This window comes from Mesorhizobium sp. M7A.T.Ca.US.000.02.2.1 (genome assembly GCF_003996995.1).
Lineage (GTDB): Bacteria > Pseudomonadota > Alphaproteobacteria > Rhizobiales > Rhizobiaceae > Mesorhizobium.
Map to the genome: position 1 here is coordinate 1 of NZ_RZTT01000020.1, position 21,177 is coordinate 21,177.

General features: G+C 62.4%; 16 protein-coding genes. 8 read left to right on the forward strand and 8 right to left on the reverse strand.

The genetic code is table 11. The features are described from left to right. Positions 1-959, reverse strand: a 959-nt coding sequence (locus EOD15_RS03620) for a four-carbon acid sugar kinase family protein (protein ID WP_148129490.1), incomplete at its 3' end; no start/stop codon positions are given. 146 nt (positions 960-1,105) lie between these two features. On the opposite strand from EOD15_RS03620, the gene EOD15_RS03625 reads away from it, so the two are divergent. Then, entirely contained in the window at positions 1,106-1,843 is a 738-nt protein-coding gene (locus tag EOD15_RS03625; protein WP_127267755.1) for a GntR family transcriptional regulator, read from the forward strand. A 33-nt stretch (positions 1,844-1,876) separates the two neighbouring features. Here EOD15_RS03625 and EOD15_RS03630 read toward each other — a convergent pair whose 3' ends face one another. The 3 genes from EOD15_RS03630 to EOD15_RS03640 form a co-directional block, all read right to left on the reverse strand. Beyond that, a complete protein-coding gene (locus EOD15_RS03630) occupies positions 1,877-3,106 on the reverse strand; it encodes an aminotransferase class III-fold pyridoxal phosphate-dependent enzyme (RefSeq protein ID WP_127328819.1) in 1,230 nt (409 codons plus the stop codon). A gap of 118 nt (positions 3,107-3,224) precedes the next feature. After that, positions 3,225-4,787 (reverse strand): ABC transporter substrate-binding protein, encoded by a 1,563-nt coding sequence (locus EOD15_RS03635; RefSeq protein ID WP_164761653.1) that lies wholly within the window; start codon positions 4,785-4,787, stop codon positions 3,225-3,227. An 84-nt stretch (positions 4,788-4,871) separates the two neighbouring features. Next, positions 4,872-7,043, reverse strand: coding sequence for an alpha-ketoacid dehydrogenase subunit alpha/beta (locus tag EOD15_RS03640; RefSeq protein ID WP_127319715.1), 2,172 nt, complete (start codon positions 7,041-7,043; stop codon positions 4,872-4,874). Positions 7,044-7,320: 277 nt separating this feature from the next. On the opposite strand from EOD15_RS03640, the gene EOD15_RS03645 reads away from it, so the two are divergent. Then, the gene (locus tag EOD15_RS03645) at positions 7,321-7,602 is read left to right on the forward strand and encodes a type II toxin-antitoxin system ParD family antitoxin (RefSeq protein WP_127319713.1); all 282 of its coding nucleotides are present in this window, start codon (positions 7,321-7,323) and stop codon (positions 7,600-7,602) included. Positions 7,603-7,943: 341 nt separating this feature from the next. On the opposite strand, the gene EOD15_RS03655 is transcribed toward EOD15_RS03645, so the two are convergent. After that, positions 7,944-8,723 carry a LuxR C-terminal-related transcriptional regulator gene (locus EOD15_RS03655; protein WP_127319711.1) on the reverse strand — a complete coding sequence of 260 codons (780 nt, stop codon included), beginning with the start codon at positions 8,721-8,723 and terminating at the stop codon, positions 7,944-7,946. 112 nt (positions 8,724-8,835) lie between these two features. On the opposite strand from EOD15_RS03655, the gene EOD15_RS03660 reads away from it, so the two are divergent. The 5 genes from EOD15_RS03660 to EOD15_RS03680 all read left to right on the forward strand — a co-directional run bounded on the left by EOD15_RS03660 (position 8,836) and on the right by EOD15_RS03680 (position 16,118). Continuing rightward, entirely contained in the window at positions 8,836-10,995 is a 2,160-nt protein-coding gene (locus EOD15_RS03660; protein ID WP_127319709.1) for a hydantoinase/oxoprolinase family protein, read from the forward strand. Between the two features lie 13 nt (positions 10,996-11,008). Continuing rightward, a complete protein-coding gene (locus tag EOD15_RS03665) occupies positions 11,009-13,213 on the forward strand; it encodes a hydantoinase B/oxoprolinase family protein (RefSeq protein WP_127319707.1) in 2,205 nt (734 codons plus the stop codon). Further along, positions 13,210-13,704: an acetone carboxylase subunit gamma gene (locus EOD15_RS03670; protein ID WP_127319705.1), complete on the forward strand. Its 495-nt coding sequence runs from the start codon at positions 13,210-13,212 to the stop codon at positions 13,702-13,704. Before EOD15_RS03665 ends, EOD15_RS03670 begins: the two co-directional genes overlap by 4 nt. Positions 13,705-13,792: 88 nt before the next feature. Then, positions 13,793-14,620, forward strand: coding sequence for an SDR family NAD(P)-dependent oxidoreductase (locus EOD15_RS03675; protein WP_127319703.1), 828 nt, complete (start codon positions 13,793-13,795; stop codon positions 14,618-14,620). Positions 14,621-14,804: 184 nt separating this feature from the next. Continuing rightward, positions 14,805-16,118 carry an O-antigen ligase gene (locus EOD15_RS03680; RefSeq protein WP_127319701.1) on the forward strand — a complete coding sequence of 438 codons (1,314 nt, stop codon included), beginning with the start codon at positions 14,805-14,807 and terminating at the stop codon, positions 16,116-16,118. Positions 16,119-16,309: 191 nt separating this feature from the next. Here EOD15_RS03680 and EOD15_RS03685 read toward each other — a convergent pair whose 3' ends face one another. After that, positions 16,310-17,575, reverse strand: a complete 1,266-nt coding sequence (locus EOD15_RS03685; protein ID WP_164761652.1) for a polysaccharide biosynthesis/export family protein — start codon at positions 17,573-17,575, stop codon at positions 16,310-16,312. Between the two features lie 100 nt (positions 17,576-17,675). Further along, the gene (locus EOD15_RS03690; protein WP_023811581.1) at positions 17,676-18,353 is read right to left on the reverse strand and encodes a sugar transferase; all 678 of its coding nucleotides are present in this window, start codon (positions 18,351-18,353) and stop codon (positions 17,676-17,678) included. Positions 18,354-18,954: 601 nt separating this feature from the next. Here EOD15_RS03690 and EOD15_RS03695 point away from each other — a divergent pair. After that, entirely contained in the window at positions 18,955-19,230 is a 276-nt protein-coding gene (locus EOD15_RS03695; RefSeq protein ID WP_023811582.1) for a hypothetical protein, read from the forward strand. 97 nt (positions 19,231-19,327) lie between these two features. On the opposite strand, the gene EOD15_RS03700 is transcribed toward EOD15_RS03695, so the two are convergent. Further along, the gene (locus EOD15_RS03700) at positions 19,328-21,172 is read right to left on the reverse strand and encodes an ABC transporter ATP-binding protein (protein WP_127408297.1); all 1,845 of its coding nucleotides are present in this window, start codon (positions 21,170-21,172) and stop codon (positions 19,328-19,330) included. Positions 21,173-21,177: the final 5 nt, after the last annotated feature.

Genomic DNA, 21,177 nt, shown 5'->3' on the forward strand with positions numbered 1-21,177 from the left:
GTCGTGGCAATGGCGATCATCGTGCCGGGCAAATGCCGCTGGGCGAAGGCACGCGCTTCGGCCACTACATCGGCGCCGGCGAAGGCGCTGGCCAGATCGATCGTCAGCAGTGGATTGTTTTGCGCAAAGCGTTCGAGCTGTTCGATGGTGCGGTCGGCAACGCTGCCGGCCAGCACCGCCGCTGGGCCGTTTATGGCCGGCAAGCTGGCGGTAACGAGATCGACTGAATTCAGCAGCCCATGCGTGAGCCAGGCCGGTGGCAGATGCGCGGCGACCGAGGAATTGCCGGTCATCAGCGGCAGGTCGAAGGTCGCTTCCGCGATCGCAACCAGGTCGCGCTCGCGGATCGTGTCGGTGACCAGCAGCGTCTCGCCGCCCGCGCTGTGCTCTCGTATGGCGTTGCGGATGGCCTCCGCCCCGGCATCGACGACGAGATAGGGCACCAGCCCGACCTTGCCTTTGCTCTGCGCCTGCAGCACGCGAACCAGATTGGAATCGGTCATCGGCGTTAGCGGATCGAAGCGCTTGGGCGATTCACCCAGCAATTGGGCGCCGCCGAACATGTGTCCCTGATAGACGGTGCGGCCGGTCTCACACAGCGCCGGAGTGAACAGCGTGACGCCGCCGCCGAGGCGCTCGAGCAGCGCCTCGGCGCAAGGACCGATGTTGCCGGCAGGTGTCGAATCGAAAGTGGCGCAATATTTGAAGAAGATCTGCCGGGCACCAGCTTCAAGCAGCCGGTCCGCCGCCGCCAGAACCTGGCGCACCGCATCGCTGGCCGCGATGACGCGTGTCTTGAGCAGGATCACATGGGCAAGATTGCTTGGTGGGATCGGCGCACTCAGTCCGACCGTGCATCCCGTTGGAATGCCGCGCGCCACCAGCATCGACGCCAGCTCGGTGCCGCCGGTCAGATCGTCGGCTATGGCGCCGAACAGGAGTGAAGGCGTCGCGGTCATGCGCCCCGTCTCATGTCCGTCTGCACCATGGCTGCCCGTCTCGCAGTTGCCTGTCTCATGTCGGTGGTCAGGCCATTCGTGGTATCATATACACAGCCCACGCGACGCAGGCGACGCCTGCGCCACTGCAAGAACGGAGAGCGGATGTGACTGCTTCTATCGCGCCGATCGCGCGCGACAATCTGACGACGCGCGTCTACGAGGAGCTTCGCCGCGCCATGATGGAAGGCCGTTTCTGGCCGGGCCATCGCTTCAAGATCCGCGACCTTGCCGCCAGCCTTCAGGTGTCTGAGACGCCAGTGCGCGAGGCGCTGATGCAGCTGGTCCGCGAAAAGGGTCTGGAGATGGAGGCCGGCCGTTCGATCACCGTCGCCCAGCTGTCGCTGGCCCAATATCTGGAGTTGCGCAGCATCCGGCTGCATCTCGAAGGCATGGCGGGGGCGGCGGCAACAACGCGCATCGAGCCACGGGAGATCGACCGTCTGGCCGAGGTGCATGACAGACTGATTGCCAACGAGGACAATGGCCATTGGTTCGAAGCCGTCCGCGACAATTGGGAATTCCATCACTCGATCTACCAGGCGGCGCAAATGCCGGAGTTGCTGGCCATCATCGAGGGCATCTGGCTGCGCAACGGACCGCTGGTGAACTATCAATACCCGCACGCCAGGCCGACCTACGACGGCCGCCACCGGCACCTCGACATTCTCGACGCGCTGCGGGCGCGTGACGAGAACGGCGTGCGCAAGGGCATTCAGCAGGACATGATCGAAGGCGGACGCCTGTTGGTCAAGGTTCTCGAACGGCTGAACGACGGTGCGGTCACGCCGGAGGAACTGCGCCGCGCGGCGCAGAACGGCCGCCTGGTGTCGGCCGTCGGCTGAGCGATTTGTTCCTTCCCACCGCATCGGCGCCGGTCACGCCACCTGCGCCGCTGCGGCCATGCCGGCATCGGCAGCCTGCAGGGCGAGATCTATGTCTTTTGCGGTATGCGCGGCACTCAGGAACATGTTGTGCCGGGGGTGGAAATAGGCGCCCTCGCGCAAGGCGGCCGAGCAGAAGGCGTCGGCCTTTTTGAATTCGGCATCGCCGTCGAAGAGCACCATCGGCATCGACACCGGGCCGGTCTGGTGAAGCGACAGGCCATGCTTCTTCGCTGCGGCATCGAGGCCTGAGCGCAGCCTGTCGCCGGCTTCAGTCATCCTGGAGATGGCGTCGGTGTCGCGCAGCGTGTTGATGGTGGCGATCGCGGCGGCCATGGCGACGGCGCCATACCAGAACGACCCCGTCACATAGACCTTGGTCGCGGCTTCGCGAAACCGGTCGGTGCCGGTGATCGCGGCAAGCGGATAGCCATTGGCGATCGCCTTCGAGAAAGCGGACAGGTCCGGCCGTACGCCGAGCGGTTCCCAGCTGCCGGCGAGATCGATGCGGAAGCCGGCCCTGACATCATCGACGATCAGCGCCGCGTCGGCGGCGGTGGTGAGCTCGCGCGCCCGTCTGGCGAAGGCGGCGGTCGGCAGTTCCTGGTCGCGGGCGATATCGTGGCGGAAAGCGGTGACGACGACGGCGGCAAGATCGCTGCCGGCCTGCTCGACGGCTGCCTCGAGGCTGGCAACGTCATTGTAGTCGAAATGGATGATATGGGCGCGGTCCTCGGCGGTGACGCCGGCGAGCGAAGGCGTGCACCACGGCACGGCGCCGTGATAGGAGCCGCGCGCGACCAGCACCTTGCGCCGGCCAGTGCCGGCGCGTGCGATCGTCACGCAGGCCGTGGTGGCGTCGGTGCCGTTCTTCTGCAGCATCGCCCAGTCGGCATGCGCGACGGTCTTGACCAGCAGTTCGGCCAGCTCGACCAACACCTCGCCAGGGCCGTTCATCGCATCGCCCAGACGACGCTGCCGCTCGGCCGCTGCCTCGACCGCCTGATGATGGTGGCCGAGGATATTGGGGCCCCAACTGCACATCAGGTCGATGTACTCGCGGCCATCGACATCCCAGACCCGGCAGCCGTCGGCGCGCTCGAAGAATTGCGGATAGGCGGAGCCGAGATAGCGCGTCGCCATGTGCCCCCACATGCCGCCCGGAATGACCGAGGCCGCGCGCTCGCGCAGCAACTGGTCTTTGGAGTTGATCAGGGAAGGCATAGCGAGTTCTCCGCATATTGATATATCATATATTGATCTTAATGCTGGAAGGCAGGATTTGCTGACCGTCCAGGATGAGGAAGCGGGAGGCGGCTGGCCGCCTCCCGCGTCTTTTCGCTCAGTGACTGAGTTCCGCCAGCGGCAGGTTGCAGCAGGCGCTGTAACGCACGCCCTTGACGTCCGATTTGTAGGCCAGGATCAGGTTCGGGCTGATCAACGGCAGGATGATCCTGTCCTTGATCATCTCCTCGCCGGCCTGATGCCACAGCTTGGCGGCCTCGTCGCCGCTTGCCGCAAGGGCTGCCTTGTAGATATCCGCTTCCTTCGGATTGAGCACCGACGGGTCGCGCTCCGCGCCGGCGCGGCGCGCCCACGGGCTGCCCTTGGTCATGGCGAAATAATCGACGTATTGCGACGTGCCGTAATAGTCCGGCGCGTAGAATACCGCCGTCATCGGGATGCCGTCGCCATTGACGCGTTCGCGCCAGTTGGCGAAGGGGATCGGCTGCAGGTCGAGCTTGATGTTGATCTTGGCCAAATCCTGCTGAACCTTCTGCATCAACAGCGACAGATCGACGCCATAGACGTTCATGCCGGGAAACGCCGCTTCCATCTCGAAGCCGTCGGCATGGCCGGCCTTGGCCAGAAGTTCCTTTGCCTTGGCGACGTCATAGGGTTGCGCCTCGAAGCCCGAACCGCCGGGGAAGCCGAGCGGGATCGGTGCGCTGATCAACTGGCCCTCGGAGCCGATGGTGAAGTCCAGGATGCTCGGACGGTCGAGACCGAGCGAAATGGCCTCGCGCACTTCGGGCGTCAGCGGAACCTTGTTGGCCTTGGCGCCGGGCGACAGCGCCACATAGATGAAATTGTAGGACGGCACGGTCTCGATTTTCACGTCGCTGCCGGTCATCGTCTTGGCCGTGTCCGGGTCGATCTGCATGGCGATGTCGGCTGTGCCGCTCTGCAGCATCTGTGCCTGGGCCACCGCATCCTTGGTCTGGCGGATGACGACTTCGCTCAGCGCCGGCGCCGTGCGCCAGTATTTGTCGTTGCGTGCCAGCCGCAGTTCCGAATTGGGCTCATAGGATTTCAGCACGAACGGTGCGCTGCCGGCCGAATGCGCCAGAAACCAGGCCTCGGCATTGTCTGTCGTCGAAGCGTCCGCATCGGCCTTGGCGCCGGCTTCGGAAGCAACCTTGCTGTTGACGACCGCTGCGTAGGGCGCCGCCGCGATGTTGAGGAATTCGGAGCTCGGCGCGACCATCTTGACGACCACCGTATGCGCGTCCGGGGTCTCGATCGAGGCGACATTGTCCATCAGGAACGAGGCGCTGCCCTTGAGGTTCTTCAGCCTCTCCCAGGACCATTTCACGTCCTTGGCTTCGACCGGCGAACCGTCCGAGAATTTGGCGGCCGGGTCGAGCGTGAAGGTGAAGCTGCTCTGGTCGGCATTGCCTTCCCACTTCGAGGCGAGCAGCGGGATCAGCTTGTTGTCCTTGTCCAGCGTCAGCAGCGATTCATAGACGCTGGAATTGTAGATCTGGCAGGTGTCGCAGAAGGCGCGGTGCGGATCGAGCGAGTTGAGGTCGATGTTGCGCGCAATGACCAGCGGCTTGCTGTCCTGCGCGAACGTGGCCGGCGCCCAGAAGGCGCTGGTGGCCAGCAGCACGGCTGCCAGCATCTTCGCCCTGGTCTTGTTTCTCTGTAGGATGCTCATGTCAGTTCTCCCATTTTCTTGTCGGATCTTTGTGGCAATGCGTTCGCTCTATCCACCCACGGCAGTGAGGGATTGAAGCGCGGCCTTGAGCTTTTCAGCGCCGCCCAGTGCGGCGCGGTTGAGCGGGGCCGATACGACGGGAGCCGAGAGGCTTCCCGTCACATGCAGGATCTCGTGATCGAGATAATCGAACACGCGATCCTGAATCTCCTGTGTCAGTCGTCCGCCAAGCGATAGCCCACGCTGCACCTGTTCGATGACGGCTACCCGGTTGGTCTTGCGGATCGAGGCCTCCACCAGCGGCCAGTCGAGCCCGGTCGGGTCGAGGCTGCGCAGGTCGATGATCTCGGCATCGGCGCCGGTCTCCTCGACCACCTGGCTGGCGACGGCAACCATGCTGGCGCTGGTGAGCAGTGTGCAGGCGCTGCCCGGCCTGACGATCTTCGCCTTGCCGAGCCGCACGCAATAGTCGCGGTCGTCCGCAGGCACAGGGCCTTCGCTCGGGAACAGCTCGACATGCTCGATGACGACGACCGGATCGTCGCATTTCAGCGCTGAATTCATCAGGCCGATATAGTCGAAGGGCGTCGTCGGCGCGACGATGCGCCAGCCGGGAAACAGGGCGAACAGGCCGGACGGATCGCCCGAATGCTGCGAGCCGTAGCCGGTGTGCGGCGAGACGCGCACCCTGACCACGATTGGCACCGGAAAGCCGCCGCCGAACATGTGGCGCACCTTGCTGACCGCGTTGAACAGCTGGTCGGCGGCAACCAGGCAGAAGTCGCCGAACATGATCTCGACGATCGGCCGCAAGCCGCAAAGCGCTGCACCCAGCGCCACCCCGACAAAACCATTCTCGGCGATGGGCATCGCCAGCACACGCTCCGGCCAGCGCTCCAGCGCGCCCTTTGTGGCGCCCGAAACGCCGCCGCGCAGCCGGTGCACATCCTCGCCCATGATGATGATGCGCGCGTCCTGCTCCATGGCGCGCGCAATCACCTCGGACGCGGCAACCATGAACTTGACCGGCCTGGTGTCGGCCGGCGCGTCCTCGATCTCGAGGAAGCGCTCGCCCTTCAGTTCGGAAAGATCGCCGCGGATCTGGTTGTCGACGTCGCTTGGGTCCGGCCACAGATGATCAGGAATGCGCAGCGCGTTGCCGCTCATCTCGGTCAGGGAATCGGCAGCGGTGTTGACCACCTCCATGACGCGCTGGTCGAGTGTACCGAGGTCCGAAGCGTTCAGGATGCCCATCGTCTTCAGGCGAGCCGCCATCGTCGCAAGCGGGTCGCGCGCTTTCCAGACGTCTTCCTCGGCGCGCGTGCGGTAGCCGAATTCGCTGCCCGGGCGGGCGCCGCTCTGGTGTAGAAACCGATAGCAGAGCGCCTCGACCAGCACCGGGCCGCCGTCTTCCTCAATCGTCCGGCGCGCCTCGCGCATGGCATGGTGGACTGCCACCACATCCATGCCGTCGCATTCGATGCCACGAAAGCCGAGCATAGGTCCGCGCGAGGCCAGCCGCGTCTCGCGCGTCTGCTCGTTGATGTGCGTGGAGACGGCATAGAGATTGTTTTCGGCGAAAAAGATCACCGGCAGCCGGTAGAGCGCGGCGATGTTCATCGCCTCGTAGGCCGGTCCCGCCATCATCGTGCCGTCGCCGAAGAAGGCGACCGAGATGTTGCCGGTGCCGAGCAGTTTGTCGGCGAGCGCATAGCCCGCCGCGTGCGGCAGGTTGCCGCCGATAATGGCGCTGGTGCCTGGGATGCCGGAGGCATCGTCGCGCATATGCATCGAGCCGCCACGGCCGCCGCAATAGCCTGACTTGAGGCCCATGATCTCGGCCATCAGGCCGCGAACCGATCCCTGCATGCCTGGGTTGAAAGCATCATGCAGCGGGTCGAATCCGCCGGGCGTCTGCGCGTTGACAAGCTTGGCCAGCACCTGGTGATGGGCACGGTGGGTGCCGTTGATGCGGTCGCCGGTGCCGAGCACGGACATGGCGCCGACCGCCGTGGCCTCTTGTCCGATGCTGGCGTGGGCCGGACCATGCACCAGCCCGGCATTGGCCAGATCGAGCACCTTTTCCTCGAAACGGCGGATGAGCAGCATCTGGTGATACCAGCGCACCAGGCTCGACACCTCGGCGTCGGTCCAGTCCGAATCGTCGACATCTAGCCGCAACCAGGGCGCCGATGGCTGGATCGATGTCTGCTGGACCATGTCAGCTATTTCCGTTCTGGTAGATGATATATCAAATATTTTCTCAGTCGATTGGGCCGTTCATTTTTCCTGGGCACGATGCTGGCTAGAAGGTTGCAGGCAAATGGAATTAAATTTCATTTTTGCGAGAAGGCAAAGACTAAGCCGGGACGGCGCGGTTCCGCAAGAGGAATTTTGAGACTGCTAGCAGCGCCGATGTCGGTTTCTTGGGCCGACAGGTTTTCTAACGTATTGGATATTGGTATGATATAATCACACCGACATTATAGGAGAAATCATGGCTGCCACCGAAAAGCGCACCTTCAGCCTGCCAACAGAGCAGGCTGCTTTCATCGACCGTCTCGTTGAATCAGGAACCTACGCGACCAGCAGTGAAGTGATCCGCGCCGGCCTTCGCGCCCTGCAAGAGCGCGACGCGGCCGTAGAGCGCTGGCTCCGCGAGGAGGTTGTGCCGACCTATGACAGGTGGAAGGCGGATCCTTCCCGAGTTATCCCAGCCAGCCAGGCTTTTGACGACATCCGCGCTCACCACGCCGCCCGCTTTAAGAGGGATGTGTGAAGCGCCGGCATATTGTTCTGTTGCCGGAAGCCTTAGCGGACTTAAGATGGATATACGACACCCATCGAGATCGCCGCCGGCAACGTCACGGCCATACGCTATATCGAGCGTATCGAAGCCTACTGCCAGGGTCTCGACTACGCCTCGGAGCGCGGAACACGCCGTGACGATCTGCGGCCAGGGCTTCGGGTTGTCGGTTTCGAGCGCCGTGTAACGGTGACCTTTACAGTGGAATCCGACCAAGTGGTGATCTTCCGTGTGTTCTATGGCGGCGCCAATTGGGAGGATGAGCTCTAACCTGCAACGGGAAAAGCGTAACCCGCTAGCTGTCCGAACCCCGGCTATCGGTCGACCCGATGCTGGAAGAACTGCAAAAACAATTCACGCTCCGTGGTGATGTCGAGCTTCTCGTAGATGCGCCGGCGATGGTTCTTGACCGTGCCGACGGTGATAACGAGGCGTTCGGCGATGTTGGCCGTCGGGTGACCGGCGAGGATCAGTTGGACCAATTCCCGCTCGCGTAGTGACAGCTCCGGCCACAGGCTGGCTGGAATGGTCGGTTCCCGCCGGGGCGAGGCGCCGGGGCCTGTCGGCGCTGACGTGCGGGAGAATTCCGTTCCGCGCGCCTTGATGTCGAGCGCATGCAGCGCCTCGAACACCGGCAGCCGTTCATCCAGCAGGGCGATCTCGCTGTCCTTGAATGGCGTGGTCGAGCGGTCGAGGAAGATGCCGAGGCACCAGTCGCCGCCGTCCGCCAGCATGATGCCGACCTCGTCGCAGATCTCCGACTGCGCCAGGAAGCCGGCTATGTACTGGCCGCGCTTGGCCTCATCGTTGGCAAGCCGTTTCAGCGGCATGATGCCCAGCCTTCGCTCGCGTCGCCACGACGCATAGAACGGGTCGAAGACATAGTAATTGTCGAGATAGCGCCGGACCATTTCGTCCGAGAAGCGTCGGTGCTTGATGAATTCGGGTGTCTGCGTCGTCGAATAGCGCGTCACCGTGACGAGGTCGTGCTCGATATCCGCGCCGATCAGGTCGATCAGGCAGTCGACATGCCTGTCCGTGCCGGTGGCGGCGATCGCTTTGGCGAGCGGCGCCCAGATGGTCCCCATGCGCATGCCCTTTTTTCGGCGATGTCAGCTCAGCCGTCATTATGTCTTTAGGCATATGGCGCGAAGCCGCCCATCGAATCTAGCCTTGCGTCAACCTAGACCAGATCCCGAGGCGACCGTGACCCAACCCAATCTCACCGGCCCCATCGTCGGCAATCCAATCGTCATCGGTATCGACGCCGGCGGCACCATGACCGACACGATCCTTGTCGATCAGGACGGCCACTTCAAGATCGGCAAGTCGGCGACCACGCCGAAGAACGAAGCCGAAGGTTTTCTCGCGTCTGCCGAGGACGCGGCGGATGCCTGGGGCATCTCGCTGGAATCATTGTTTTCCGGCGTCAACGTCGTGCTCTATTCCGGCACCGGCATGCTCAACACACTGTTGTCGCGCACCGGCCGCCGGCTCGGCCTGATCACCACCAAGGGCCTCGAGGACATGATCCTGATGGGCCGGGGACTGCAGGCCTGGGCCGACTATTCCTATGCCGACCGGCTGCATGCCGTCACCCATCACCATCCAGATCCGCTGGTGCCGCGCCGCCGCACGCATGGCGTCACCGAGCGCATCGACCAGTTCGGCGACATCGTGCTGCCGCTCTACGAACACGAGGTCTCCATCGCCGCGAAAAAATTGATCGCCGACAAGGTCGAGGCGATCTGCATCATGACCATCTTCTCGCATGTCAATCCGGTGCACGAGAAGCGCATCGCCGAGATCTGCCGCGCGGAGGTCGACAAGGCCGGCGCCGACATCATCGTCTACACCAGCCATGAGGTCCGCCCGGTCATCCGCGAGCAGTCGCGGCTGAATTCGGTGCTGATCGAGGCCTACGCCACCTCGCGCGGCCGCAAGCAGCTTAGGGGTATAGAGGACGTCTCGAAGAAATACGGCTTCAAGTATGGCGTGCAGACGCTGCTCTCCTTCGGCGGCCTGACCTCGATCAACCACCCGCGCCTGCATGAAACCATGATCTCCGGCCCGATCGGCGGCATTCTGGGCGCTGCCTATGTCGGCAAGCTGATCGGGAACGACTCGCTGATCTGCTCGGACATGGGCGGTACCTCCTTCGACATGGGCGTCATCACACGCGGCCAGACGCGGATCGAGAACGAGCCGCTGATGGACCGTTTCAAGCTCAACGTGCCGACGCTGCATCTCGACACGATCGGCGCCGGCGCCGGCATGATCCTCAAGGTCGATCCCCTGACCAAGAAGGTCTCGCTTGGGCCGGAAAGCGCCGGCTCGGATCCCGGTCCGATCTGCTTCGATCGCGGTGGCACCGAGCCGACCATCGCCGATTGCGACGCCATCCTCGGCCGCCTCAACCCACACTATTTCCTGGGCGGCAAGGTCGTGCTGCAGGTCGAAAAGGCGCGCCGCGCCTTCGAGGAAAAGTGCTCCAGCGCGCTCGGCGTTGGTGTCGAGGAAGCCGCGGAAGGCATGATCGACATGCTGGAGTCCGATGCCAACAACGCGCTGCGCCGGGTCATTTCCGGGCAAGGCATCCATCCCTCCGAATTCACGCTGCTGTCCTACGGCGGCTCCGGCCCGTTGCATCTGGCCGGCTGCTCCAGGGGCATCGGCTTCAAGGACATCATCACCTTCCAGTTCGCGGCCGCCTTCTCCGCCTTCGGCTGCACCACGGCCGATTTCATGCGGCGTCATTCCGTCTCCACCCAGCACGACATCCCGTCACGCGCCGACGAGGCTACGCTGGCCGCCTTCGGCGCCAAGGTCACCACGGTCTGGAAAGACCTGACCAAGGCCGCGGTCGACGAAATGATCGTCGACGGCCATACCAGGGAGAAGATCAGGACCGTGCCGTTCCTGATGATGCGCTACACCGGCCAGCTCGAGGACGTCGAAGTCATGGCGCCGCTTGCCGAGGTCAGTTCGGCCGACGACATGCGCAGGGTTATCGTCGAGTTCGAGGCGGTCTATGCCAAGGTCAACCATCGCGTGTCACGTTATGGCGAAGCCGGCTTCACCATCACCGAACTCGGGCTGATCGCCACCGCCGACAAGGTCAAGCCGGTGCTGCTCAAGCGACCGCTCGGCAAGTCTGATCCGGCAGCCGCCCACAAGGGCGTGCGCGAGGCCTATATCGGTGGGCGCTGGCACAAGGCCAATCTCTACGAGATGGATCTGCTTCAGCCAGGCCACGAAGTCATCGGCCCGGCCATCATCGAACATCCCGCCACCACGCTCGTCGTTCATCCGCAGGACCGTGTCCATGTCGATGAATGGACGCTGCTGCACTACACCCACGCTTGAGAGGGCGACCGCCATGTTGGACAAACCTGCCTCGGCCCTGCGCCTTCGCGAAAGACTGCTCGATTCCGAGCGGCTGATGGAGGAGACCGGCTGCTATGACGGCATCACGGAACTCACGCTGCGCAACCAGGATCCGCTGAAATTCGAGACGCTGCACACCAAGCTGCGCGCCTATTGCGTCTCGGCGCGCGAAATGGCCCGCCGCATATCGGCCTCGCCCGGCGTGCGAGAGGTCGGCGAAATGGTGGTCGCCATCTACACGCCCGAGGGCGACGCCATCGCTCTCTCCAACGGCATCATGGTGCATGTCCATACGATGAGCCGCTTCATCAAATGGATGATCAAAAACGGCTACGAGGACAACCCGCGCATCCGCGAAGGCGACATCTTCGCCAACAACGACGCCTTCATAGGCACCGTGCAGGTGCCCGACGTGATGGACGTGGTGCCTATCTTTCATGAAGGCACGCTTGTCGGCTGGGCCGGTGCGGTCTGCCATGAGTTGGAGGCCGGCGGCATTACCCCAGGCGGTGATGTGTGCCTCGCGCAGGAGCGCTTCACCGAGGGACTGTTCGTCTGCGCCGAGAAGATCGGCGAGAATGACGAGATCCGCCGCGACTACGTCATCCGCTGCGAGCGCAATCTGCGCATGCCGATCTACTGGGTGCTCGACGAAAAGGCCAAGGTCGCCTCCTGCATCGATATGCGCGAAAGCGTCAAGCAGCTCATCTCCGAGATCGGCCTCGACTACTGGATGAAGGTGTCGAAGGAGTTCATCGAGGAGGGCCGTCGCGCCCAGCTCGCCCGCACCCGCCAGCTCACCGTCCCCGGAATCTATCGCGGCCACACTTTTTACGGCCACGTCACCGCAGGCAAACCCGGCTTCCAGCTGCTCGGCGATCCGGACTGGCTCTACAATATCCCGATCGAGATGGAGATCACCACCGACGGCAAGATCACCATGGACTTCGAGGGCACGCAGCCCTGGGGCTACCATTCGATGAACTGCACGCCGGCCGGCATGGATGGCGGCATGTTCGTCACCTTGACCCAGCACATGAATTTCGAAGGGCTGGTCAATGACGGCGCCTGGATGGCGACCGAACTGAAACTGCCGCACGGCACCTGGACCAATCCCGACAACGAGATGGTGGCGACCGCCACCTCGTGGGCGCTGCTGCTACCAGCCTATGGCGTTTTCCAGCGGCTTTTGTCGCGCAGTTTTATCGCGCGTGGCTTCGTCGAGGAGGCCTTCGTCGGTCAGGTCAACAGCCCCATGATCGAAATGGGTGGCGAGAGCCAGTACGGCACGCCGTTCGGCATGGCCCATTTTGAATGCGCCGCCGCCGGCTCCGGCGCGCTCGCAATCAAGGATGGTCTCGACACCGCCTATGTCGGCTGGAACCCGGAATCCGACATGGGCAACATCGAGGTCTGGGAACAGTCGATGCCGATGGTCTATATCGGCCGCTCGATCGTGCCCAACTCCGGCGGTGCCGGCAAATATCGCGGCGGCTGTTCCTTCGTCTCGACCTGGCTGATCAACAAGACGTCGCATCTGCGGATCCACACCTCCGAACATTCTTCGCGCGTGTTCGACAATGGCGGCATGTGCGGCGGTTATCCGGCGCCGACCTGCCAGAAGCATCGCGCCGTGCGCAACTCAGACATTCACGAACTCGCGGCAAAAGGCGAACCGCTGGCGCATGCGCCCGGCATCGATCCGCATGTCTCCGACTACGAGCGGAACATCGGTGGCGACCATGTCGTGGTCGAGGGCCCCTACATCACCGCGCCGCACAAATCCGGCGACATCTTCAGCCATTCCTACAATGGCGGCGGTGGTTACGGCGACGTACTGGAGCGCGATCCGATCAAGACCGCCTGGGATGTCGAGAACGGCTTTCTCACCCGGCAAGCGGCGGAGCAGGTTTTCGGCATTGTGCTGAAGGACGATGAAGACGGCTATCCCATCGCCGATATCGACGCCACGGTCGAGCGCCGCGCCGCCATGCGCAAGGAGCGTCTGGCCAAGGCGGTCCCTGTGGTGGATTGGATCGCCAAGGAGCGCGGTCGTGTCGAAAAGGCCGATTTCGCCCCCGAGGTGAAGAAAATGTACGCCAGCGCGATCAAGCTGTCGCCGCGCTTCACCAGCGAATTCAGCGAGTTCTGGAACGTCGATGCCAGATCGATCTTCATGCCGGGAGCAAAGCCATGACCTCGTACAGCAAGGAAGTCCTGGGCGATCTGGCCGCAGGCAAGCTGCCCTGGCCACAGACAAGGCGGATCATGAGTGCCTACAAGGACGATGACCGTTTCTTCAAGATGGTTGCCGTCTATCAGGATCGTGTCGCCTGGAAGGATTCGATCCTGCTGCCGGTCTCGGACCATCTGTTCATCTGCCAGAGTGGCGATGAGCGCATTACCCGCTGCGAATGCGGCCACTCCTTCGGCGACTATCGTAAGAACTGGAAGCTGAAGGCTGCGATCAACGTCCGCAACACCGAGGAGGCTTTGCGCGAAATCTACCCGAACAGCGATCTCCCCGATGCCGAATGGATGGAGATCCGCGAATTCATCTGTCCGCAATGCGGCACGCTGCACGAAGTGGAAGCGGCGGCACCTGGCTATCCCATCGTCCACGATTTCGAGCCCGACCTCGAAGGCTTCTATCGCGAATGGCTAGGCAAACCGCTCCAGCAAACATGAAACGCTGGCGATGGAGGCTGCGCCGGTGTGATTGCCAAATACGGTCAGGCCTGATTGCCTGCCCGGAACGAAGTGGAGACCGTGCGCCATGAACAACCTTTCCGGCCGTAGCGCCATCGTTACCGGTGGGTTCTCGGGCATGGGCTTTGCCATTGCCACGGCTTTGGCTGAAGCCGGCGCGAACGTCGCCGTCGGCTCCTACATCGCGCCGGCCGGCGCCGACAGGTCCGATGCCGCCTATTATCCCGGCGCGGACGAGATCGAGCGCGTGCGTGCGGCCCTTACCGCCCACGGAACGAGGGTTCACGCCGCACACCTCGACGTTCGCGACAGCGACGTCGCCAATCGGTTCGCGGCTGACGCCGAGGCGGCCATCGGCCCCGCCGATATCCTGGTCAATGCCGCTGGGACGACCGCGGAGCAGCCGGTCTGCGGCCATTCCGACGCGCTATGGGACAAGATCGTCGATACCAACCTGACGGGCGCCTTCCGCGTCACGCGTGCGGTACTGCCGGGCATGATCGAACGCGGGTGGGGCCGCATCGTCAACATCGGCTCAACCGCCGCCTCGGTCGGCTGGAAGGACAACCCAGCCTACTGCGCGTCCAAGGCCGGCCTTCTCGGCCTCACGCGCTGCGTGGCGCTGGAGGGGGCAGCGCATGGCGTCACCTGCGTCATGATCAGCCCGACCTGGGTCGAGACCGAACTGATGCGCCGCAATGTGGCGCAGGTCGTCGAGCGCGAAGGCAAGGGGCGCACCGCTGAGGAAGCGATGGCCGAGATCGCCAAAGGCAACCCGCAGCAGCGCATGCTGCAGCCGCAGGAGATTGCCGCACTGGCGGTCTTCCTGTGCTCGGATCTCGCCAAGGGCATCACCATGGAGAACATCCAGATCACCGGCGGAGCGCTTTGGTAGCGGCTGATCTCTCCGCAGATGCCTCGCTGTAAGACAAGGTGACCGGATTTGCCATTGAGCGCCGGGCGCAATAGGTTATATTGCACTGCACAATGGAGACGCCGTTTATTGCACGCCCATATTTGCGAAGATTCCGGCCGGCTCATGGCTTGCCGGCCCTGGGTCGTGTCGGCGGAACCCTGAGATGAAGATTCCAAAGTCCCTGCTTATCGATCCCGAGAAGAATTCGGTCTATGGCGCCTTTGCCGTAGCCGTTTCGATCTGGGCGTTTTCTTATTCGGTCATCTTCGGCCAAATCTTGATCCTGGCCTATTATGCGGTCTGGCTTCCGCTCATCCTGGTCGACTACCGGCGGTTTCTGCGGCATCTGTCCAGCGCCTGGCTGCCGCTGCTGTTTGCGGCCTATATCTGCTTCTCGGTTTTCTGGTCACAGGCTCCCGGCGTCACCGCAAGGACGTCGGTCCAGTATTTTTCCCATATTGCCTGCGCCTACGTAGCTGCGCGCACCGTCAGCGTGCGCACGCTGACCATAGGGGCGCTGATCGGAATATTCGTCGTCCTTCTCTATTCGCTGAAGGTCGGGAGTTATTCCGAGGATGTCCTCGACGGCACCGTGAACTTCGTCGGCGCCTTCGCCTCCAAGAACCAGATCGGCTTTGTCGGCTCGCTCGGCATCTATTTCTGCGTTGTCTTCCTTGCCTTCTACAGGCGCGGCCGGCTCAGCTTCATCCTGGCGGTGCCCGTCGTGCTGCTGTCGGCCTATGTCCTGGTCGCCTCGCATTCCGCCACCTCGATGGCCTCGATACCCGCGGTTCTGGCGCTGGTGGCGCTTCTTGCGATGAGCAAACTTCTGTCACGCCGCTATCGCCGGGTCATCTTCCTGATCGGCGCCGGCCTGCTGGTCGTGACGGCCTTCGTCGCCTTGAATCTCGGGCTGATGGACTTCGTCCTCGGCCTCTTCGGCAAGGATTCGACGCTCACCGGGCGAACCTATCTGTGGGAGCAAGGCTGGAACACGGTCCAGAAATCGCCGATTCTCGGCGTCGGCTATGCCGCCTATTGGGTGCAGGGCTTCGCTGAAGCCGAGCGGCTGTGGAACGAATTCTACATCACCACCCGCACCGGCTTCCACTTCCACAACACCTATATCGAGGCCCTCGTCGAACTCGGCTTCGTCGGAGCGACGCTGGTGTCGCTGATCATGCTGCGCACGCTCTACGGCCACGTCTCGGCGGTTATCTTCAAGGCATGGCAGGCGGACTCGGTGATCCTTTTCGGCGTGATGGTGCTGCTGCTGATCCGCTCCTTCGTCGAGGTCGAGATACTCAACCCCTACATCATGGGTTCTTTCCTGATGTATTTCAGCTTCTTCAAGCTGGCGCGGCTGCCCGTTACCCGCAGGCGGCGGTCACCGGCTCTGGAGCCGGCTGACGCGGCCGGGGGCGAGACTGACTGGCCTCGGTATGCCGGCCATCCGGCGGGCGCCGGTCCCTCATAAACTATCATCTCGCGGGCTGAAGGGAGCGGCCTTCCTTTTTTGAGCAAGCATGTGCTCGGACGGGAAGCCTCGATCCCGAGACGGCTATTATGGTTTCCGCAGGGAGATGTTCAAACAACTGAGCCAGAGCCTCATCCCGATTTGTCGGGTGAGGCTCTGGCTCGAAACACTGGATCGTGTTGGAAGTCGGTCTATTGGCTGGCCAGCGGCGCCAGCTTAATCTTGATCACATCGCCAGGCAGCACCGGAGTTTCTTCCTTGGCGGCTATTTCGGTGGTCTTGCCGTCGACATTGCGCACCAGTGAATAGAGCAGGGTCGGCTGCTGATCATTTGTCATAGCGGCCGCCATCGCGGGATCGCTGGCCTGGGCTATCAGGCCTTTCTGCATGTTCACCTTCAACGCGGCCTCGTTCAGGTCGGCCTCGGTCTGCTGCCGGTCAGTGGCGAGACTTGAACTCAAGGTGTTCTGGGCATCGATAGCATCCTGCTTCGCCTTGCTGATCGCCTGCTTGGCGGTGAGGATGGCGGTTTCGTAGTCCAGGATCTTGCCCTGCAGGTCGGCCACGGACTGGCGCGAATCCAGCAGCCGGGCATTGGCGATCAGGCCTTTTTGCGCCAGCGGACCGATGCTGGCGAGTTGCTGCTGCGCCAAGTCGACCTGCTGCTGCTGATTGACGATCTTCTTCTGCAGCGACTCGATTTCAGATTCCAAAACCCCCTTCAGGTCGTCGAGCGCCTCGAGTTTCAGCTTCAGCGCCTTTTGGTCGGCCGTCAGAATCGTCATCTCGTCCGCCACGATGGCCGGCAGTCTCGGATCGCCCTCGACCTCCTTCGGCACGTCGAAACTCGCTTTGCCGGCCATATCCGCATCGATGCGGGCGCGCCTTACGATCAGTCGGATGCGCTGGTCGTCGGAGATGTCGAACATGCCCTTGGCGGTGACCAGGTCCTTGCCGAGCTGGGGGCCGTAGTCGGCGTTGCGCCTGATGCCGCCGGCGACGCTGATTGCCTTCAACACCGTCAGGTCCGGGACATAAGGAAATTGGCCTGGGTTCTGGACTTCGCCCGAAATGTAGAAGGGCCGGAACTGCGCCATCTCGACCGAGGCTTCCGGTCGGTCCGACAAAGCGAGCTTTTTCTGCAGCGCCTCGCCGATCGCCGCCGCGATTTCGGACGTGGTCTTGCCGGATGCCGGCAACTCGCCGGCGAACGGCACCGACAGCGTACCGGATGGACCGACCGTGTACTCGCCATTCACCGCCGACCAATCACGAAATGTGCCTTCGACTGTCTGCCATTCGGCGACGCGGATGGTGAGCTTGTCTTGCGAGCCGAGGCGATAGTCGCCGGCGGCGGCGATGTGCGGGACGACGAGCGCCATGGCAAGGCATGTGGCCAGCAAACGCGCCCGCCGCAGCCGGCCGGAATCCGGGCCGCTGCGAAAGGCTTCGAACAAATCTGTTTTCAACTCAACGTTCCGATCCGCTATAGCCCCATCGCCCGATGAGCTTGCGTCGAATGGCCGATGCCAATGTCTGGCATTGGCCACCGGCCGGTCAGTAAGAACCACGCGACATCCAGACGGCCGGGACGGTCTTGATGATGATGCGAACGTCCTCGAACAGCGACCAGTTCTCGACATAGTGGCGATCGAAGGCGACGCGGCTGTCATAGGACACATCGTTGCGGCCGCTGACTTGCCACAGGCCGGTCAGGCCCGGGCGGGATTTCAGGTAATAGACGGCGGACGTGCCATAGATCTCCAGCTCGTCGCGCACGACCGGACGAGGGCCGACAAGGCTCATGTCGCCCTGCAGGATGTTGATGATCTGCGGCAGCTCGTCGAGGCTGAGTTTCCTCAGCACAGCTCCGACACGGGTAACGCGCGGATCGTTCTTCAGCTTGCGGGTGGCGATCCATTCCGCGTTGGCGTCCGGGTTGGTGGCGAGATAGGTTGCCAATACCCTGTCGCCGTCCGGAACCATGGTGCGGAACTTCAGGCAAGGAAAAATCCGCCCGCCGCGTCCAATTCGCCTGTGACCGTAGAAAATCGAGCCGCCGTCGGAAAACTTGACCAGCAGCGCTATCATGACAAACAGCGGGCTGAGTGCGATCAGTCCAATCAGTGAACCGGCGATATCGAAGCTGCGTTTGAGCAAGCCGCCGATCGGTGGCGGAAAATCGATGTCAGCCTGCGAAAAGCTCGCCGTGGCCGACTTGGCAACGTCCCTCATGCCGTAAACTCCATGCGTTGAACGAATGGTTCAGCGCACGATACCAAAAAAATGTTGCAGCGCAACACACAATTTACCACCCCATTGAAATAGTCACGTCATGAATTGACTAAATAATAAGCTTGTCATGCACAAATTTCGGCGTATTTAGCACATTTGTGACAATAAATGGGCACGGCCGAAAAAATAGAGGCCTTTGTGGGGCGGTTTTTAGGCGGACCTACCTATTTGCCAAGGCAAGCTGAAAATTAGTGCTTTATCATGCCCTGATGCTTGGTGAAAACCGTATAAACTACTACTTAATATTGTCTATCTTACTGGAAAATGCCGAGGAGAGGAGATCGGCTTAGCTCCCGTTGCGTGCATTGCAGCATGGCAGAGTCGATCGCAAAAGCTCGATCAAAAATATCCGAAGTTGCCCTTGCCGCCTATTGCTCGCCTTAATAGAATTGCAAATTATACCTGTCACGGTGACGACAGGTGGAAAAGGCCGGAAGCAACCGGTCGAGAGTGGGCGACCTTAACAAGCCCACATGACAAGGGACGGCGCTCGGGTGGGGCAATCGTGATAATACCCGAGCCGGTTTATGGGCTGTTGGGTATGGCACTTCCAAAATTCATCCTCGGGATGATTTTCGCTCTGGCGATCGTCGTCGGCTGGTCCTGGCTGGGCGGAGCGTCGATAGGCACGATATTGGTGCGCGTCATCATCTGCGCCGTGATCATTCAGGCCGGCTATTTCGTGCTCATCTACACCATGATCGCCAGGAGCGCGCCGACGCCTGCCGACATAGCCCGTGACGCCGAGCGCAAACTGAACGCACCAGAGGTCGCCGAAAGCGAGAAGCTGGGCGGTGCCAGGCGCGGCCTGCATTGATGCAGATTGCTCAAACCTGCCCCCGGTTCGGACGCATGCTTCGAAACAAGAGACTAGGCGCCGCGTGAATCCGTTTCGGCGCGTCTTGGTCGCCGGCTCACGCGACATCGGCGGGTTCGCTCTCTGACTGTTCCCCCGACAGCATCCTCGACAACCGGCTGCCGGTTTTTTCCTTCAGCCGCTGATATTGGCCGACCTCGACGATACGGCCGTTTTCCATCGCCACCACCCAGTCGGCGAAGGCAATCATCGACGGCCGGTGCGCGATGGTCAGGATCGTCATCGTGCCGCGCAATCCGTCGATCGACCTGGCGATCAGCGACTGGTTCTGCCAGTCGAGCGCGCTGGTCGCCTCGTCCAGGATGAGCAGTGACGGCTTGCGCAGCAGCGCGCGCGCGAGCGCGATGCGCTGGCGTTCGCCGCCCGAGAGCCGCACGCCGCGATCGCCGACCACCGTCTCGAGCCTGAGGTCGAGCCGTTCGACAAACTCGCCGGCGTGCGCCTGATGCAGCGCGGCCCACAGATCGCCATCGCTGGCCCGTGGCGCGGCAAGGCGCAGGTTCGCCGCGATCGTGTCGTGCAGGAGGAACACGTCCTGCGGCACATAGGCCACCTGGTCGCGCCAGCGACGGCGATTGCTGGCATCGATCTCGACGCCGTCGACAAGCATCATGCCGGTGGTGGGCTCCAGCAGGCCAAGCAGCATATCGGCGATCGTGCTCTTGCCCGATCCGGACGGGCCGATAAGGGCGGTGACCTTGCCGGCCGGCAGGCCGAAGGTGATGCCGCTCACCACCACCTTGTCGCCAGCATCTCCATAGGCGAAGGAGACACCGCGAATATTCAATCCCGTATTGAGGGAGAGTGTCCCGGCGTCGGCGAACTCGGTATGGCCTGGTTCGCGTTCGGCATCGAAACGTGCCTGCAGGCTGCGCATTGCCGTAAAGGCGGGCAGGTTGATCAGCACTTGCTGGGCTTGCGTCTGCATGTCCATGAAGCGCGGCGCGATGCGCATGAAGACCAGGAGCAGGACGACGATCTCGGCCAGCGACAGGTTGAAGCGAACCAAAGCCACATAGATGAACAGGCTCAGGCCCACCACGCTCGCCACTTGGAATACCGCGGTGCCGATGGTGCTGTTGCGCACATAGTCGATGTTGTCGGCCTTCATCTTCTCAAGCGTCGACCGCAGCTGCGCGAAATAGCTGTCCTCGACGTTCAGGCTCTTGGCCACCTTGATGCCGCCGAGAAATTCCGAGACCGTCCGGTACTGATCCTGTCGATTGGCGGTCAGCACACGGCCGAAGGCAGTGGCCCGTGTCCGGAAGGGCTGCAGCGCCACGAACATCAGCATGCCGATGACGACGGCAAACAGCGTCATGACCGGCGAGATGAACATGGAAACCAGGAGATAGCCAGCCAGAAGAACGGCGATCTGCACCAGCATCAGCAGTGAGAACGCCGCGCCCTGGACGCGGTCGATGTCGCCGGTCAGGGCATGATCGAGGTCGGAACTGCGCATGCGGGTAAAAACGCCCCAGCGCGCCTTGCCGATGCTTTCGAACAGGTTCATGCGAACGCGGTTGACGAAATCGAACAGCAATTTGGCCATGTAGACCGATTTGAAGCGATTGAACGCCGCCTGCGCTGCAACAAGCCCGACCAGCGCGCAAAGCACGGTCGTCAGTTGCAGCGTGCCGTCAGGCACCAGCCAGCGCACGAAATCATTGTTGGGCAGCCGAACAGCGAAATCCTGGTCGGCGCGTCCGACCAGATGCAGCAGCGGGATGAGCAGCAGGATGGAGATGCCCTCGGTCAGGCTGCCGAGGATGAGGAAGAAAAGCGCCGTCCATGTTCGCCGGCCGCCGATCCGGGCAATGGCCGCGCCGAATGCGGCAATTTCTCGAAACAGCGACAGGCGAAGGATTGGGGGCTTCGACATGGTTG